This window comes from Kribbella sp. NBC_01484 (assembly GCF_036227145.1).
GTDB lineage: Bacteria > Actinomycetota > Actinomycetes > Propionibacteriales > Kribbellaceae > Kribbella.
On sequence record NZ_CP109437.1, the window covers coordinates 7,723,192 to 7,739,743 of the forward strand.

Genomic DNA, 16,552 nt, shown 5'->3' on the forward strand with positions numbered 1-16,552 from the left:
GGCCATCACCTACCAACTGTCAAACAACTCTCCTGCATGGCTCAACCCCGCGCCCGCCCCGTACACGGTGGCCCTCCGTGGCGCGCGTGTCGCTATGAGCGCTAACGTCTCATCACGGCTGCCATGCCGGGTCGGCACAACCTGTGGGTAGTCCGCCCCACTGTGGTTGTGCCGACCCGGCCGCCTCATGGGACGTGGCCAACGCAGCCCCTTGTGCTCTGATCGTCAGAGTCGGTACTGCGTTGCCGGCCGCAGGCTCGGTGGGCTGCGACGCACCGGCACCGGTCGACTTCGCGGTGGTCTCGGGAGGTGTTGATCGTTCTAGGAATCGAAGCAATTCGACGGGGAACGGCAGCACCAGTGTGGAGTTCTTCTCCGCGGCGACCTCGACGACAGTCTGCAGGAGCCGCAACTGCAGGGCGGCCGGGTGTTCGGTCATCACTTCGGCTGCTTGGGCGAGCTTCTCCGACGCCTGCAGTTCACCGTCCGCGGTGATGATGCGGGCCCGGCGCTCCCGCTCCGCCTCGGCCTGACGCGACATTGACCGCTTCATCGTCTCCGGTAGCGCGACGTCCTTGATCTCCACCCGCTCGATGTGAACACCCCAGTCCAGCGCGGGGCTGTCGATCATCAGTTCCATTCCCTGGTTGAGGCGTTCCCGGTTCGACAACAGGTCATCCAGGTCGCTCTTCCCGATGATCGACCGCAGCGAGGTCTGTGCGACCTGACCGATGGCCGACATGTAGTCCTGGACGTCGACGCCCGCCCGCACCGGATCGACCACGCTGAAGTAGACGACCGCGTCGACGCGAACCGTCACGTTGTCACGGGTGATGCCGTCCTGCGCGGGGACCGGCATCGTGATGATCTGCATGTTCACCTTCTGCAGCCGATCGGCAATCGGCACCAGCAGCACCAAGCCGGGCTGCCGGATCTCCGGCAGTACCCGACCGAACCGGAACACCACTCCTCGCTCGAACTGCCTGACCACGCGAACGCTTACCGCCGCCGCGATCAGGCAAACGACAAGTGCCACGAGCACCACGTCAAAGACGATCATTCTTGCTCCGTTGGAAAGGGCTCCGCGGTGTCGTCACCGACGACCCGCAGGCACAACTGGCTGTACGGAATTCCTGCGACGAACTCCCGGTCCGCACAGAGCCAATGATGGCGTCGAACGCACGGCCTCGGTACGGGCCTTGTCGGCGAACGTCGGACACGCTCATTGCCGAGTACCGGCAACCTCGCGGCTGGCTACAGCGGCTGGGGCTCGGCAGGGCGAACGTCGCCCGGATCCTCGCGTTGTAAGGAACTCGGTCGGCTTCTCGTCTCCGTGTGCAGCGGGCGGCCGTAGGTGACTCCAACGAATTCGTCGTACGCGCGGACATGTCTGCCTCAGCGCGCGGGCCGGCGTGGACTCACTGCGGGAGTCAGGAACGCGAGAGCGCGGTCGGCCCACCCCTTGCGTGGGGTGCCGAATCTGAGGACCTCGGCGAGGTAGGTGCCCATCAATATGCCGAGCACAGTGTCGGGGTCGACGTTGGCGTCAAGCCGGCCAGTCCTGATGTCGAGGTTCATCAGGTCGGCGAGGGAACTCAACCGGTTGGCCAGTCGTGCGCGTACTGCGGCGGTGAAGCCGGGATCGCTGTTGGCGATGATGGCGGCGGTAGCTCCCGGGCCGAGTCGATTCTCCAGGATCTCGCGGATCCTATCGAGGACCCATCGCAGCTTCTCGCCGACCGGGAGGTCTGGCGCCAAGGGGGCGGGGTCGATCAGGTGCTCGAGGACCACGCTCATCAGTTCGTCTCGGCTGCGGTAACGGCGGTAGATCGTCGTGCGAGCGATGCCGGACCGCGCCGCGACCGCATCGATGTTCACCGCGGCTGGGCCCTTCTCACGCAGCAGTCCGAGTGCCGTTCGGATGATGTCCTGGTCGGTCGACGCGAGCCGGGGCCGGCCGCGACCGGAGGTGCTGCTTGGCATGGGTTCAGTCTCCCGGGAATAGATCTTCATCCACTTACGCTACAGCGAGTGTATCGCAAAAAATCTCGGAGTGGCGACAACCTCGCACCGCCGCTGAATTCACGGTCCTCGGCAGAGGAAACGTCACACCAGACCGATCGTAGGAGGACATCATGGCCAGCTCGACTCAGCACCACGGCTCCATCGGGAGCGTGGCACAGCGCGGCATCCCCGACGAGGTGGACGTGGCAATCGTCGGCTCCGGCGGAGCGGGACTGATGGCGGCCCTCACCGCCGCGAAGGAGGGGGCGCGGGTCCTGATTGTGGAGTCCCGGGAGATCGTCGGTGGCGCCACTGGGATCTCTGCCGGTGCAGCGTGGATCCCCAACCACGGCTACTCCACCGAGGACCTGAAGGTGAGCGACGACCTGGATCAGGCCCGCCGTTACCTTTATGGCGAAGGCCGGGACAAGATCCTCGACCACGACCTGGTGGAGCAGTTCCTGCACACAGGGCCGGATGTCGCCCGATTCATCGAAGAGCACACCTCCTTCGGATGGATTCCGACGATCTGGCCGGACTACCGTTCCGACATCGATGGCGCGTCGGTCGGCCGGGCACTCTTTCCCGGCCCCTACTCCCCCGAGGGACTGGGCGAGGCCGCCAAGTTCGTGCGACCGGCGCTGACAACAGGCATGGCCAAGAATCCGCTCCCATTCTGGTTGCTGGGTGGGATCGGTATCGATGACGCCTGGCTCGCCGGCCCGGCACTGGTCGGAGCCCTGCTCGAGGCCAGCCTGCGCAACGGTGTCGACGTACGTGTCGAGGCTCCCGCGGTCCGGCTCGTCACGGACGAATCCGGAGTGCACGGCGTCGTGGTCCTAGCCGATGGCGTCGAGCACACGGTGCGAGCCACCAGAGGGGTCGTGCTGGCCAGCGGCGGGTTCGAGAGCTCACCCGAGGTCACTACCACCTACCTCGGTGCGCCCTTCGGCCTACAGGTATCTCCGAAGGGCCATGACGGCATCGCGGTGCAGTTGGCCCAAGAAGTGGGCGCTGATCTCACCGGCGTGGACGACGCTTGGTGGATGCCCAGCGTGCAGTTGCCCGGTGAGGAACTGGAGGGCCGTCCACTCAGTCGTGTGTTCCTGGGTGAGCGTGCTCTGCCACACAGCATCATGGTGAACAGCATGGGTGAGCGCTTCGCCAACGAGGCCCTCCCGTACGACCAACTCGGCAAGATCATGCGAGAGATCGACCCGGAGACGGGCACTATGCCAAACGCCACTGCGTGGCTGATCTTCGACCAGAACTACTGGACAAAGTTCGGGATCTTCGGCATCACCCCGGGCGGAGAGGTACCCGACTACCTCCACCGCGCCGAGACGCTATCGGAGCTCGCGGCCAAGATCGACGTCGACGAGCTGGGACTGCTCCGCACGGTCGACCGGTTCAACCCCGAGTCCGCACGCGCTCGCGACCCGCAGTTCCATCGCGGTGACACGTTGTTCGACCGGTACTTCGGCGCCTTCTATCCCCGGCTGGGCAAGAACTCGCCCGACGCACGGTTCCCCGCGGCCACCGCAAAGGCCCGGATGCGCATCGCCGCGGCGATCGGACCGGTCGTGAGCCGGCTCGCGGGACGAGTGGCGAAGAAGAACGATCCCGAGCACCTGCGCTCCATCGTCGTCGGTCCCCTGGCGACGATCATCCGCTCCGTGCTGAAGAGCCCGAAGTCGAGCGTGCTCGGCCCGGTCGACACCGCGCCCTACTACGCACTCAAGGTCGGGGCCAGCGCGCTCGGCACCGTGGGCGGTCCTAAGACCGACGCCCTCGGGCGCGCGCTGAACACCGAGGGAAAGGTCATTCCGGGCCTGTACGCCGCCGGCAACGCGGGAGGTGCACCCACGAAGGGCTTCTACGGGGGGGCTGGAGGCACGATCTCGCTGGGGCTCGTGTTCGGCCACCTCGCGGGACGAGAAGCAGCGCAGCGGCAGAAGGCCGCCTGAGCAAACTTATAGGTTCTCTCAGAGACGTGCCTTGTCCATCTCTGAGAGGATCCGAGGCCAAGGGACGCCCGGCGCACGGCCAGTGTCTGCTGTCGGGATCACGCCGACGCGCTGCGCGACGCACCTCTTCTCACGTCCCTCGAACCGGTCCGCCCGGAGGGCTCTTCCGCCAAGTCGCAGTGAAACGACACGTTTCACTGCGACTCACTCGCCGGCGGCTCCTGCGGGGTGACGTCGCGCAGTCGGTCGATGGCTGCCGCCGGTGACTCGCCGGACCTCCTCGTCCTGGAAGGAGTTGGCTGCATGACCTGACTGAATCCGAGCTTCGCATCACGATGTGGATCCAACTGTGTGGTCGGCCGGATCTGCCAGCCCAGGGCCGGCCGATGTCACGAGTTGGATCCTTCGCGTCCTGGTCATCCGCAGCAACGAGTACGTCGAGCTGCTGCCCAGCCACCTCGCCGCTGGCCAGCGTTCCGGCGAATGTGGTGTTGAAGGCCTTCACCACCGGAACGCCGTCGGGCAGCCTCGCCGCTATCTCTTGCGCAGCCGATGAGTCGGACGGGATGACCAGCCGGTCGAAGGAAGCCCAGTCCGCTGGGTTGGTGATGTCGACGACCACCCTGCCGGTCAGATCGCCTCCGCGCTTCGCGACGAAGTCGAGAGCTCCGTCGTACGGCGTCGCCAGCACGACGATCTTGCCGTCGATGGCGTCGTCCGTACCGCCACCAGTCGCCCCACTGCCGAGCTCAGCGGCGAGCGTGGTTGCGTGATCAACTGTGGGAGCGAGGATATGCAACTGATTCTTCTCGCCTGCGAGCCGCGTACCGATACCACGACCCATGTTGCCTGCGCCGACAAATCGTTACCTGCACCATCACACACTGCTCGACGGGCACGGATGCATCTATTGATGTTCCTACCCTCGGCAGTTCCCTTTGTCCACGAGCGTCAACCCCTGTGTTGCGTCCAGCAGAGTGCCATACGACCGTGACGGCCCGTGGACGTAGGTGCGGTCACCACGTGATTCTTCGAGAGCGGGGGCAGCGGTCGGGACTCGTGGTCGGACCGAGTGAACAGCCGCCACGGTTATCCCGCCGTGAGCTCGACACGAAGCACCCGCGCGGCAACTCGGGCAGAGAGAAACACCACCATCGCACCGAGTAGCATCAAAGGGATCGTTTCAACTCCGCTCGACGTCGTCATGCTCATGTTCCCTTCTTCGTGTGGTCGCACCGAGCTTTCGCTACATTCCACGAGGCCGCCGCCGATCCGAGGCCGGGAGCGTTGATCAGGCGCGTACCCGGAGCCAGCTGACTCCGTCTGCGTCGAGACGTTGATTCAGAGGTTGCTGTCGGCCGTCGGGAAGCCGTCGGGCAGCGGAGCGGCAGGCCCCGCGTCGGATGCAACGGTCACGTCACGGTCGAGCCCCAGGCTGTAAGCGGCCATCGAGATCGAGCCGGCGGCATGTCCGTCGACCAAGAGATCGAATGGCTCGTCGCCGGCGAGCCCGGCAGCGTAGAGCAAGGGCAGGAAATGGTCTGGTGTGGGAACAGCCTTGGCGAAGTCGGGGTGGGCGTCGAGAGCGGTTACCTCCGTAGGAGAACCCTCGAGCACCTCGCGTGCAGCCTCGTCGAAACGCAGAGCCCAGTCGTACCCCGAGTCCGGTTTGCGGTAGTCGACTGCGCGCAGATTGTGGACGACGTTTCCGCTGCCGACGATGAGGACCCCCTCATCGCGCAGCGGGCTCAGCTTCCGGCCGAGTTCGAGGTGATGGTCGAAGTTCTTGAACGCATTGAGGGACATCTGGACGACGGGAATGGAGGCGTCCGGGAAGGCGTGGAGGAGGACCGACCAGGTGCCGTGGTCGATTCCCCAACTGTCGATGTCCTGCCCCACCCACTTGGGCTTGCAGACGTCTGCCACGAGTTCCGCAACCTCCGGTGCCCCGGGCGCTGGATACTGCACGTCGAACAGTTCTTGCGGGAACCCGTAGAAGTCGTGGATGGTACGGGGCCGCGGCATCGCGGTGACTGCGGTGGCGTTGGTGTACCAGTGCGCGGAAATGACCAGGATGGCTCGGGGCCGCGGCACAGATGCCCCGAAGATCCGCCAGGCCTCCGTGTAGCGGTTCGTCTGCAGCGCGTTCATCGGGTTGCCGTGGCCAAGGAAAGCAACGGGCATCCGGGTGTTGTTCACGTTCGTCTCCCCCCGGTTCGAGTCCGAGCCCGACCTTACGCCGCACAGCCGCACAGCCGCACCACCGCGCCGACACCACAACCGACAGACGATCGAACGGTCTCGTCCTACTCCACATTGGCCGAGCCGTCACCGCACCAGACCGGTGCGCCACATCAGCGTGGGCCAGGGGAAGGTGATGAAATTGAATCGCTCTGGGCTGGCTAGTAGGTCGTCGCATCTAACTGCTGGGGTATAGGTGGCAGAGTTTGATGCGTGCGTCTTCGGTGGTGAATTGCCAGTCGACCTGACGCTGGCCGGTGTTGGTGGCTTGTTGCCAGGCGACGAGTTCGGTGTTCAGGAGGGTGAGGTCGTCGAGGCGGCGGTCCAGGCATTGGCGGGTGAGCGCGGACAGTTCGATCTCGGCGATGTTGAGCCAGCAGCCGTGTTTGGGGGTGTGGTGGATCTCCAGACGCTGTGCCACCGCGAACGCCTTCTCGGCCGCGAACGCCTCATACAGTGATCCGGTGGTGTGGGTGTTGAGGTTGTCCATCACCAGCACCACCTTCTGGGCGTCGGGGTAGTCGAGGGTCAGGAGCCGTTGGACCTGGTGGGCCCACTCGAGCCTGGTCCGTCGTGGCCGGGCCTCGACGCGCCGCCAGCCGGCCAGGGGTTCGACCCAGCAGAAGATTGAGCAGGTGCCACGGCGCACGTACCCGCTGTCCTCCCTCAGGTCGTGTCCGGGTGCGGCGGGGATCGAGTCGTCGCCCCGCGCGGAGTGGGTTTCCGGAGGAGGATGGAACGGGTGGTCAGAGGCGGCCGCGCGCGCTGATATGCGCAACGCGCGCGGCCTGGTGACCGTTCGACCCGCGGGCTTGGTGGTCACCTGACACACAGGTGCCCAAGAGTATTCAGTCGGTCACCTCCCGACGTGAGGGTGGAAGGCTGATCAAGAATGCTCATGCGGCCGACGGTGGTCCGGCGACCGCCTGTGTCGGGGTGAGCTTTGCGCGAAGATCGTCGAGGATCTTGCGTAGGACGCGCGAGACCTGCATCTGACTGAGGCCGACGTCCCTGCCGATCTCGGTCTGGGTCCAGCCCTCGACGAAGCGCAGTTCCAGGATGCGCCGTTCACGCGGCCCCAGCTCCTCCAGCACTGGCTGCAGCATGTCAACCGCTTCCAACTGGTCGACCGTCCCGTCATCCTCGGCAGCCACCAGATCGGCCAGTGTCTGATTCGCGTTGACGTCTGACGTGCGGTCCAGGGACAGCACGTCGAAGCAGCCGTTCGCGGCCATCGCCTCCTCGACCTGGTCCACGTCCAGGGCGAGGTAATCCGCAAGCTCAGCCCGGGTCGGGTCGCGGTTCAGCTGTTGCTGCAGTTCGGGCAGCTTGGCCATGATCGAGGCCTGGACCTCCTGCAGCCGGCGTGGGATCCGCACAGTCCACGCGCAGTCTCGGAAATACCGCTTGACCTCGCCGCGGATGCTCGGGATCGCGAAACCGATGAACGGAGTATCCGCGTCGAGCCGGTAGTGGTGGGCCGCGTTGACCAGGCCCAGGCAGGCGACCTGCTCGAGGTCATCGGCCTCGGCGCCGCGCGCCCGGAACCGGCGGGCGATCCCGCGCGCGATCTCGAGGTTGAGCTCGACGACCTGATCGATCAACGCCTGCCGCTCGGCGTCGTTGGACGTTCGCTCCCGGCGCTGCAACAGTTCTTGGGTGGCGGCTTCACGCGCGGCCCGCTCTTCGGGCGTCGAGCATTGCGTCGGCACTGTCTCGTTGTTCCTACCAGAAAGCATGATTGACCTCGCGACTCTGGAGTCACGGCGTGGCCACGTCCCTGGACCACGGCCAAAGTTGTTGGTGCTCTCAGCCGGCGACGGCGAACAGGTCTGTTGATGGTTCCGCGGCGCTCGGCGGGTGTGGGGACGGGTCCAGCAGCCGGATGCAGTTAGAGGTCCGGTCGGCGAACACCGCGTACCAGCCGAGAGTCGACCGGACCGGCGCTATCAACCAATCCAGGTCCGGGTGATCGCCGAAGAAGACTCCGACGTCGCCCACGTCGTACACACCTCCAACGCCGAGCGCGCTCTCGGCGGGATCACGGACCAGCACGATCGTCGCTGCGCCACCGCGCGGTCCGAGCAGGGCGGTGTCATCGTCCGGCCATCCAAGCGGCTCGAGCCCGAGGCTGCGGTAGTCGTCCACGCTGGCGTCCAGGTGGTCGACCGGTCGGAGTTCGAACAGCAACCTCATCAGAGTCCCTCCTCCTGGCTCTGCCGGGCCTCGCCCGGCCGTTGTGTCGTTGCCCGACGGACCTCGTCGGTCTGGTCGCCCAGCTCGGAGATCCGGTCCGCGATCTGCGGGTGGTCGCGGGTGAGTCGCGGGCCGGCGTCGGCCAACGGGCCGAGCAGGGCCGCGGAGTCGTTGTCGCCCAGGGCATCATGGATCCGGTCCACGCTCTCCTGCGTGTGCCGATCGAGCCCGTCCAAAGCGGTGACCTGCCCCGCGAGCCGGCGAAGATCGGCAGCGTTGTCGCGCGCCCAGGTGGCGACGGCCCGGTCGCTCGCACGCTGGTCCCGGGCGGCCTGGACACGCTGCTCGCCCGTCATCGCAGCGCCGGCCGACTGCGGGTTGATCCGCAGATACCTCCGCTCGGCCGCCTGCCTGCTCGCCACCCCCAGCGCCGGCGCCAGCTGTGCCCAGCTGGTGCCGGCGGCCCGCGCTTGGTCGATCAACCTGGGCTCCCACTCGGCCAGGTGATCCCGGACCGCGCGGATCCGGACCAGTGCCTCGAGCAACTGGTCGGAATCGTTGCCGTCAGCATCGAGCTCGCGTAGTACGCCGGTGACGAAGGCCAGCGCATCGGTCGCCTCGTCAAGTCCGTCGGGCCGCTCAGCTCGGTACATCCAGGATCTCCTGTGTCCCTTGGCGCGGTTCAGGCGTTGATCTGACGCGGCTGGGAATCCCGCCACCGATGCTGATCTTGCGCGGCTCGGCCCGCGCGGTGACGAGGGATCTTCACCGTCAATACGCCGTTCTCGTACTCCGCCGTGATCCGATCCGCGTCGGGTTCGGCCTCGACCATGTCCCTGGCGACGAGGCACCGCTGAGTTGCTGAGTCAACCGGTCCAGGTCGCGGCACGGGTCGGTGCGCATCAACATCGTTCCACCTCCAGACTGTCGACTTCGGTGTCAATACGCAGCACCGTTTTAGCACGTCATCGAATGGATGACAAGCATCATCCGTCGTCCATTCGATGACAGGCTCGTCTCCTCTGAAGAGGGCATGCTGACGCGATTGAAGCAGCGGACGTCACGCCCCGGTGAGCACCACGACGGTCGGCAGCAGCTCGCCGTACCAGACTCCGGATCTGGGCGTTCGCTGTACCGCGCGCCGAAGCTCGGTGGCCGCCCTGATTCCGGCAGCGGCTTCGGTGTTCAATCGCCGGGCTTCGGTGCCGGGGAGTTTGCGTGTGTCGATCAGTTGCTGAGCGACGTCGCGCAACTTGGTGTTGGTGTCTTGCGAGTAGCGTCTGAGCACGGTGAAGGCCCGGTCGCCGTCGAGGTCATAGCGTTCCATCAGGATGCCCATCGCCTGTCCGACCAGTTTGCGGGCGTCGACCGCTTGCGCGAGGTTCGCCTCGTGGCGGGCGTTGGCGAGCGCGACCGAGGCGTGCCGCGCCAGTATGTGCGCGACCGCGATGTCATCGGGGCCGAAGGCGTCTGGTGCGGTGCTGTACAGGCCCAGCATCCCGACGCTGCCCGTGGCAGTGGTGAGCGGCACGTCCAAGACGGCGCGGACGCCGAGTTCCCCGACCTCCGCGGCCCACTGGGGCCAGCGCGGGTCGATGGCCGTGTCCCGGACCATGACGTCCTGGCCGGTTCGCATCGCCTCGACGAGCGGCCCGTGTCCTGTCGCCATGGCGTGATGGAAGATCTCGCACACCAATGGGTGGGTTGCTGCCGGCACCTGCGGCCGTCCGCGGCTGTGGAGGGCGATGCCGGCATGGGAGCAGTTCAGGGCTTGGAGCGCGAAGTCCACCACCGCATCGACGGTCTCCTCGAGCCCTTCCGCGCCATGCAACTCGACTGCCAACCGGGCGAAGGCGTCGGGTGACATCAGTCAAGCGTCTGTCTAGGGGATCCAGGAGTTGCCTCCCCACTTCCGAGCGACGCACGCCGCGCCCACACGAGGTATCGGACTGGTCCGTATCGGAATACGCTAAGAGTTCTGGGGCATACCGAAGGGCCTAGGCCTGGTGCATCTCCCCCGTCCACCGCTGGGCCCTTCTCCCGGGACGTCTTGCGACCCCTGCGGCGGCCGCCGGTCGATCACGAGTCGACCGGACCCTCGAACAAACGCGAGGACATCGTCATGAAGGGACTCGCATCGTTGCCGAGAGCCGTTGGTGGCTGGAACGAACGATTGTGGCGGGGTACAGGTGCTACGTCGTCGGTGGACAGGTCCCTGCCAGCTGGCAGGCCAAATAGCACGAGGGGGTTGGCGATGGACGCTAAAGATGTCGAGACCTACTGCGACAACGGTGTCTGGAAGAACCGCCGACCCGGCTGTGAGCCGTTCTCCAGCGGCGGCCCACGGCTGCGGCAGGTCGCGATCGGCGCCGAAGTCGCCCGGTGGGCGCAAGCCCAGCACATTATCCGCGACGCCGCCGGCGCGGTCGTCGAGACCAACATCTACGGCTCGGGACGGTTCCCACCTCGTTCACCGATCAAAACGATCCGGCCGGCCACCGACGCCTGATTCGATCGGCCGGCTGTGTCCTCATGCCTCATAGTCGCCGGCCGATGTTGTTGCTAAGAGCAAAGAAGGAGGCTCGGGCACCGCGGACGTCCGGGCATGGATCACCTTTCGAGCGGGTACCCGCACTCGCATCGAGCCGATTCTTCATGCCGGCTGACGGCGGGCACACAGTGAGCACAGATCCGCGCAGTCGTGACCCGGGCCCGACCAGCAGGATCCGGAGCAGCAGCCGCATCCTGGACACGGCAATGTTCTGGCTCTGCAAAGCCCGCATTGCCACACTTGTCCGCGGGCACGGCGATCATCAACACGACCTCGATCCAGACCTATGACCCGTCGCCGAACCTCCTCGACTACGCCACCAGCAAGGCCGCCATCCTCAACTTCACCAAAGGTCTGGCCCAGGAACTCGCGCCCAAGGGCATGCGGGTCAATGCCGTCGCCTCCTGGACCCACCTGGACCCCGTTGATCCCCGCGACCATGCCACCGGAGAAGGTCGACGAGTTCGGCGCCGACACCCCGCTCGGTCGAGCTGGTCAGCCCGCCGAACTCGCACACCGGTGAACGTATCGGCGCCACCGGCGGCCGCCCGTTGCCCTAAGCCACCATCATCTGACTGCGCCGTCCCGCGGATTCGATCCAGCTCCAAGAAATGGATGTCATGGGCACTGTCGAGGACCAAGTCGTAGCCGCTGCCTTGGCCCGGGCGGACGCGTTGGCCAGTGCGGATGGCGAGCAGTGGTCGGCGACACCGCAATACTGCGGTACGTGGTGACCCACCGCGTCGGCCACGGTCGTGGCATCGACACATTCCGGATGCCGATGACGCAGACGTGGGTCCAGGTCGACGACCGATGACTCTGTCTCGCCGGACATGCAGGTCCACGTCTGACGGATGACTGATCAGAATCCGGCCAGCGGCTGGGGTCAGGTGAAGATGCTGACGCCACCGGGACCGACGAGGAGGCCGATGATGATCAGAGCGATGCCCCAGATCAGCTGACCGCGAACGATCGAGAAGATGCCGGCGATCACCAGGATCGCCGCGATGATCCACAGAATGAGACCCACGGTAGTTCCCATCACTTGGGCCGGACCGATGCTTGCCGGCGAGTTCCCGCGCCAGAGCCTCTGTACCCAACTTCAAACGACCGGAGTCAAAGCCGTTCTCCGTCACGTGGCCGAAGTGAGTGTCCTTGGTTCATGTTTGCGGAGGGGGGTACCGATCGAGCGTGGATGAGCAACGCTTGATCGAAACCGCACGTCGGCTCTCGAAGTCGCTGACTCCGGGTGATCTGGACCATACCCTGGGTCGGATCACTGCGGCTGCGGTCGAAGTACTGCCCGAGGTCGACTACGCGAGTATCACCGTGAAGTGCGCCGATGGCCGGCTGGAAACTGCGGCACCGACTGACGACATGCTGTTGAGACTCGACGCGGCGCAGTACGAGTTGCAGGAAGGGCCCTGCTACGACGCCGCGACGGACGCGGTGCACGTCAGCGCGCCGAACTTGGCGGCAGATTCACGATTCCTCCGCTACGCAGCCGTCGCGGTGGAGGCCGGCATCCGGGCGCAGGCAGGCATCCGGCTGTTCGATGCCCCCAAGTCGCAGGGCGCGCTCAACCTGTACTCGCTCCACGTGGGTTCGTTCGAGGGTCTCGGCGCCCTCGGTCAGCTCTTCGCGCACCAGTCCGCGGCGGTGATCGACTATGCGCAGGAGATCCAGAACCTCCAGGAAGCCGTGCGGACCCGGACCACCATCGGTCAGGCCGTCGGCATTCTGATGGAACGCTACCAGCTGACCGATCAGCGCGCCTTCGCGTTCCTCACCCGGCTGTCCCAGGACGGCAACGTCAAACTGCGGAAGCTCGCCGAGGATCTCAACGCGACCTTCGACAAGGACAACTGACCTACTGCCGCGGGATGGAGTCGGCCTTGACGGCGTTCCGCTCGCCGAGGGGACGCGGCTCGCCCTTCGTCGTGTCCCGGGCGGTCTGCTGCTCGGCTTCGGCGTTGATCTCGGCTCCGAGCAGTACGGCGTACGCGGTGAGCCACAGCCACAACATCAGGACCACCACCGCGGCCAGACTGCCGTAGGTCTTGGCGTAGTTGCCGAACGTCTCGACATAGATCGAGAAACCGATCGACGCGATCAGCCAGATGACGGTCGCGACCACGGCGCCCGTGGACACCCAGCGGATGCGTGGGGCGTCCCGATCCGGCCCCAGCCGGTAGGTGACCGCGAGCGCCACCGTGATCAGTACGACGGCCAGCACCAGCCGTACCGCCTCGAGCAGGATCCGGACCGGCGTGGCCACATCGTTCCCGATCGCCGCGCCGGCCGTGAACAGGGCGATCGCGAGCAGGACGAAGACGATCGCGCCCAACGTCATGCCCAGTGCCAGGAGCTTGCGGCGGACGAACCCGCGCGTCTCGTCCTCGTCGTACGCGAGGTTGACAGCGGTCAGGAGGTACCCCGCACCTCCTGACGCGCTCCACAACGCGGCCACGACGGCGATTGCGACGCCGATCCCCAGCCCCTGCCGTGGCGCCGAGGTCAGAGCGTCGAGCTGCTGGAGCAGCAGATCGCGCCCTGACGCCGGCATGGCCGCGAGACCACTGAAACTAGTCGCCCGGTACCCGCCACCAAACACCCAAACCAAGCAACTCGACCGGCTGCGATGGAATCTCGACCGCATCGCTCGGCACGCGCAGGGCACCGGGAGTCATGAACCAGCGTCTTGCTCTCGTCACCGGAGTCACGGGCTACATCGGTGGCCGCCTCGTGCCGGAACTGCTCGAGGCCGGCTTCCGGGTCCGCGCGATGGCACGGAACCCAGACCGGCTCCGAGATCACGACTGGTACGACGAGGTCGACGTCGTCGAAGCGGATGCCGGGGACCCACGGCAACTGCGGGCGGCGATGAACGACGTTGACATCGCCTATTACCTGATCCACTCCCTCGGCACCGGCCGGCGGTTCGCGGCGCGCGACCGGCACAATGCCTTGACGGTCGGGACGGCTGCCAGGGAGGCCGGCGTGCCCCGCATCGTCTACCTCGGCGGCCTCTACCCCGAAGGCGAGGAACTCTCGCCGCATCTGGCATCCCGGCGCGAGGTCGGCGAGATCTTGCTGGCATCCGGCGTACCGGTCACTGTGCTGCGCGCGGCCGTGATTCTCGGTTCCGGTTCGGCGTCGTTCGAGATGCTGCGGCACCTCACCGATCGCCTGCCGGTGATGGTCACCCCCCGCTGGCTCAGCACGCGGATCCAGCCGATCGCCGTACGCGACGTCCTGCACTATCTGGTCGGCAGCGCGTCGATGCCGGCCGGCGTGAGCCGCGGATTCGACGTCGGCGGGCCTGATGTCCTGACCTATCGCGACATGATGCAGCGCTACGCGAAGGTTGCCCACCTCAACCAACGACGCATCGTCCTGCTGCCGCTCCTCACGCCGTCGCTGTCGAGCCACTGGATCGGTCTGGTCACCCCGGTACCGAGCAGCATCGCCAGACCGCTGGTCGACAGCCTGGTCCACGAGGTCGTCTGCAAGGAGCACGACATCGCGAAGTACGTGCCCGATCCGGAGTCCGGACTGATCGGCTTCGATCGGGCGGTGGAACTCGCGCTCAAGCGGGTCCGCGACCTGGACGTGACAACCAGCTGGGCGTCGGCGTCAACGCCCGGCGCGCCGAGCGATCCCCTGCCGAGTGATCCCGACTGGTCCGGCGGTTCCTTGTACGTGGACGAGCGCGAGGCCGTAGTACCCGCGAGCCCCGACCGGCTATGGAGGGTGATCGAGGGCATCGGCGGCGGAAACGGCTGGTACTCCTGGCGCCTCGGTTGGTGGGCCCGCGGCCTGCTGGACCGACTGTTCGGTGGTCCGGGTCTGCGCCGCGGCCGGCGCAATCCACGTGACCTGTCCGTGGGCGATCCGCTCGACTGGTGGCGCGTCGAAGAGATCGAAGACCACAAGCTGCTCCGGCTGCGCGCCGAGATGCGGCTCCCCGGCCTGGCCTGGCTCGAACTCGTGGTCGACCACGACGACGCGGGAAACACCGTCTTCCGCCAACGTGCGCTGTTCCACCCACGCGGCCTGCCCGGCCACCTGTACTGGTGGGCGATCAAGCCGTTCCACGGGCTCGTCTTCGGCGGCATGCAACGCAACATCGCCTCCGCCGCCACAGGCGCACTCTGACGGAGCCGAGTGGTGCCGGTGTCTGAGCCGTCGGATCAATCGCCGGTCTGATCGTTCGGGGCATGCACAGGCTTCGACTGCGATGAGGAACGCTGGCGCAGGTAGACCGAGCCGCCGATGATCGCCGCGACCGCGAGGAACTCGCTCTGCCAGTTCTGGAACGACTCGAACCAGAACTGCGACGTACGCACGTACTGCCAGGCCGTGACGGCCTGGCCACCGTGCAGCTGCTGATCCTGGCTGTACGCACCCGCGCCGGTCACCGCATGCAGCCAGAAAGACAAGAAGAAGACGATCCCGAACGCGATCGCCAGCGAGTTCTCGTACAACCGCAATACCAGCTCCGACCCATGCCGCACAGGCCATGGAGCCCTGGCATCGTTGCGATGGTCCCGCGGATCCTCGTCCTGCTCGGCGGGTTCGCCGATCGGCCGGGACTCAGCCGACCCCTTCTGCACCAGGAACGTCGTGAGCAGCACATACATCCCCATCTGCAAGAACTCCGACTCCCAGTTCTCGAAGACCGTCTCACCGAACGACGACGACCCGGCATACGCGGCCAGTGACTCGGTCGGCTGACCGTGATCGGACAAGTCCTCGTTCTCGTGCGCGTGCCCGGTGAGCAACACGCCCACCAGGAACAAGGCGAACAACCCCAGATTCACCAGCAACAAGGCCCGCAGCCGAACCCAACGCATCAGCACCATCCCGATCCACGCCTATGGCCGCCAGGTACCCACGAGTCCTCGCCTCACTCGCCCGAACGACCTCACGCACTACGCCTGATGGGAGCGGCAGGCGGGATTGCGCCGGGGTACCGGGCCAGGCACCAGACCCGGCGAGAGGAGCTTGAAATGCCCGTTGATGTTGTCGATCTGATCATGCAGGACCACCGCGAGGTCGAACGGTTGTTCGAGGAGCTCAAGGAGAACCCGGAGAAGCGCCCGAACCTGCTTCCGGTGCTCACCACCTTGCTGACCGCTCACAGCAGAGCCGAAGAGGCAGAGGTCTACCCGGTGGCCGCGGCAGAGGCCGGTGAGAAGGAAGAGGTGTCGCACAGCCAGCAGGAGCACATCGAGGCCGACCAACTGCTCGCGAAGCTCGCCAAGACCGATCCGACGTCGGCCGAGTTCGACAAGGCCCTGCAGAACCTCGTCGACGCGGTGTCCCACCATGTCGAGGAGGAGGAAACCAAGGTTCTGCCCGGGATGCGCTCGAATCTGTCGGACGAGCGCCGTACCCAGCTGGGCGAGGCCTTCGTTGCCAGTCGCAAACAACACCTCGGTGAACAACCTGGCGACATCACCCGGGACCAGCTCGCGCAGCAAGCAAGCAACGCCGACATCGCAGGGACGTCCGGCTTGACCAAGGACAAACTGCAGAAGAAGCTGCAGAGCGAGGCTGACAACTGATGGATGTTGCACGAGGCGGAAGC

Annotated in this window: 18 protein-coding genes; 6 read left to right on the top strand and 12 right to left on the bottom strand. The window is 66.1% G+C overall.

Features of this window, described 5'->3' with window-relative positions:
* Window positions 1-112: 112 nt before the first annotated feature.
* On the bottom strand, window positions 113-1,060 hold the full coding sequence (locus tag OG555_RS37310) for a slipin family protein (RefSeq protein ID WP_329477890.1): 948 nt from the start codon (window positions 1,058-1,060) through the stop codon (window positions 113-115).
* Between the two features lie 335 nt (window positions 1,061-1,395).
* Window positions 1,396-1,983 (bottom strand): TetR/AcrR family transcriptional regulator, encoded by a 588-nt coding sequence (locus OG555_RS37315; RefSeq protein ID WP_329477892.1) that lies wholly within the window; start codon window positions 1,981-1,983, stop codon window positions 1,396-1,398.
* 152 nt (window positions 1,984-2,135) lie between these two features.
* Here OG555_RS37315 and OG555_RS37320 point away from each other — a divergent pair, with 152 nt between their 5' ends.
* Window positions 2,136-3,971, top strand: a complete 1,836-nt coding sequence (locus OG555_RS37320; protein WP_329477894.1) for an FAD-dependent oxidoreductase — start codon at window positions 2,136-2,138, stop codon at window positions 3,969-3,971.
* 130 nt (window positions 3,972-4,101) lie between these two features.
* Here the strand turns inward: OG555_RS37320 and OG555_RS43040 are convergent, their stop codons facing one another.
* The 7 genes from OG555_RS43040 to OG555_RS37350 all read right to left on the bottom strand — a co-directional run bounded on the left by OG555_RS43040 (window position 4,102) and on the right by OG555_RS37350 (window position 10,275).
* Complete coding sequence (locus tag OG555_RS43040) at window positions 4,102-4,815, bottom strand: NADPH-dependent F420 reductase (RefSeq protein WP_442914463.1); 714 nt, start codon at window positions 4,813-4,815, stop codon at window positions 4,102-4,104.
* Between the two features lie 497 nt (window positions 4,816-5,312).
* Window positions 5,313-6,170, bottom strand: coding sequence for a 4,5-DOPA dioxygenase extradiol (gene ygiD, locus OG555_RS37325; RefSeq protein WP_329477896.1), 858 nt, complete (start codon window positions 6,168-6,170; stop codon window positions 5,313-5,315).
* Window positions 6,171-6,390: 220 nt separating this feature from the next.
* The gene (locus OG555_RS37330; RefSeq protein ID WP_329477898.1) at window positions 6,391-6,861 is read right to left on the bottom strand and encodes a transposase; all 471 of its coding nucleotides are present in this window, start codon (window positions 6,859-6,861) and stop codon (window positions 6,391-6,393) included.
* A 247-nt stretch (window positions 6,862-7,108) separates the two neighbouring features.
* Window positions 7,109-7,951 carry a sigma-70 family RNA polymerase sigma factor gene (locus OG555_RS37335; protein WP_329477900.1) on the bottom strand — a complete coding sequence of 281 codons (843 nt, stop codon included), beginning with the start codon at window positions 7,949-7,951 and terminating at the stop codon, window positions 7,109-7,111.
* A gap of 70 nt (window positions 7,952-8,021) precedes the next feature.
* Window positions 8,022-8,408, bottom strand: coding sequence for a hypothetical protein (locus tag OG555_RS37340; protein ID WP_329477902.1), 387 nt, complete (start codon window positions 8,406-8,408; stop codon window positions 8,022-8,024).
* Window positions 8,408-9,061, bottom strand: a complete 654-nt coding sequence (locus OG555_RS37345) for a hypothetical protein (protein ID WP_329477904.1) — start codon at window positions 9,059-9,061, stop codon at window positions 8,408-8,410. The genes OG555_RS37340 and OG555_RS37345 overlap by 1 nt, the downstream gene beginning before the upstream one ends.
* A gap of 407 nt (window positions 9,062-9,468) precedes the next feature.
* Window positions 9,469-10,275, bottom strand: coding sequence for a GAF and ANTAR domain-containing protein (locus OG555_RS37350; RefSeq protein ID WP_329477906.1), 807 nt, complete (start codon window positions 10,273-10,275; stop codon window positions 9,469-9,471).
* A gap of 387 nt (window positions 10,276-10,662) precedes the next feature.
* Between OG555_RS37350 and OG555_RS37355 the strand changes: the two genes are divergently transcribed.
* Both OG555_RS37355 and OG555_RS37360 read left to right on the top strand, forming a co-directional pair.
* Window positions 10,663-10,917 carry a hypothetical protein gene (locus OG555_RS37355; protein WP_329477908.1) on the top strand — a complete coding sequence of 85 codons (255 nt, stop codon included), beginning with the start codon at window positions 10,663-10,665 and terminating at the stop codon, window positions 10,915-10,917.
* Between the two features lie 192 nt (window positions 10,918-11,109).
* Window positions 11,110-11,607, top strand: a complete 498-nt coding sequence (locus OG555_RS37360; protein WP_329477910.1) for an SDR family oxidoreductase — start codon at window positions 11,110-11,112, stop codon at window positions 11,605-11,607.
* Between the two features lie 238 nt (window positions 11,608-11,845).
* Here the strand turns inward: OG555_RS37360 and OG555_RS37365 are convergent, their stop codons facing one another.
* Entirely contained in the window at window positions 11,846-11,989 is a 144-nt protein-coding gene (locus tag OG555_RS37365) for a GPGG-motif small membrane protein (RefSeq protein ID WP_329477912.1), read from the bottom strand.
* A gap of 161 nt (window positions 11,990-12,150) precedes the next feature.
* Between OG555_RS37365 and OG555_RS37370 the strand changes: the two genes are divergently transcribed.
* Complete coding sequence (locus tag OG555_RS37370; protein ID WP_329477914.1) at window positions 12,151-12,828, top strand: GAF and ANTAR domain-containing protein; 678 nt, start codon at window positions 12,151-12,153, stop codon at window positions 12,826-12,828.
* 1 nt (window position 12,829) lies between these two features.
* Here OG555_RS37370 and OG555_RS37375 read toward each other — a convergent pair whose 3' ends face one another.
* Window positions 12,830-13,525, bottom strand: a complete 696-nt coding sequence (locus OG555_RS37375; RefSeq protein ID WP_329477915.1) for a YihY/virulence factor BrkB family protein — start codon at window positions 13,523-13,525, stop codon at window positions 12,830-12,832.
* A gap of 122 nt (window positions 13,526-13,647) precedes the next feature.
* Between OG555_RS37375 and OG555_RS37380 the strand changes: the two genes are divergently transcribed.
* Window positions 13,648-15,117, top strand: a complete 1,470-nt coding sequence (locus OG555_RS37380) for an SDR family oxidoreductase (protein WP_329477917.1) — start codon at window positions 13,648-13,650, stop codon at window positions 15,115-15,117.
* Between the two features lie 35 nt (window positions 15,118-15,152).
* Here the strand turns inward: OG555_RS37380 and OG555_RS37385 are convergent, their stop codons facing one another.
* A complete protein-coding gene (locus tag OG555_RS37385; RefSeq protein ID WP_329477919.1) occupies window positions 15,153-15,815 on the bottom strand; it encodes a DUF6766 family protein in 663 nt (220 codons plus the stop codon).
* A gap of 156 nt (window positions 15,816-15,971) precedes the next feature.
* Between OG555_RS37385 and OG555_RS37390 the strand changes: the two genes are divergently transcribed.
* Window positions 15,972-16,529 (top strand): hemerythrin domain-containing protein, encoded by a 558-nt coding sequence (locus OG555_RS37390; RefSeq protein WP_329477922.1) that lies wholly within the window; start codon window positions 15,972-15,974, stop codon window positions 16,527-16,529.
* Window positions 16,530-16,552: the final 23 nt, after the last annotated feature.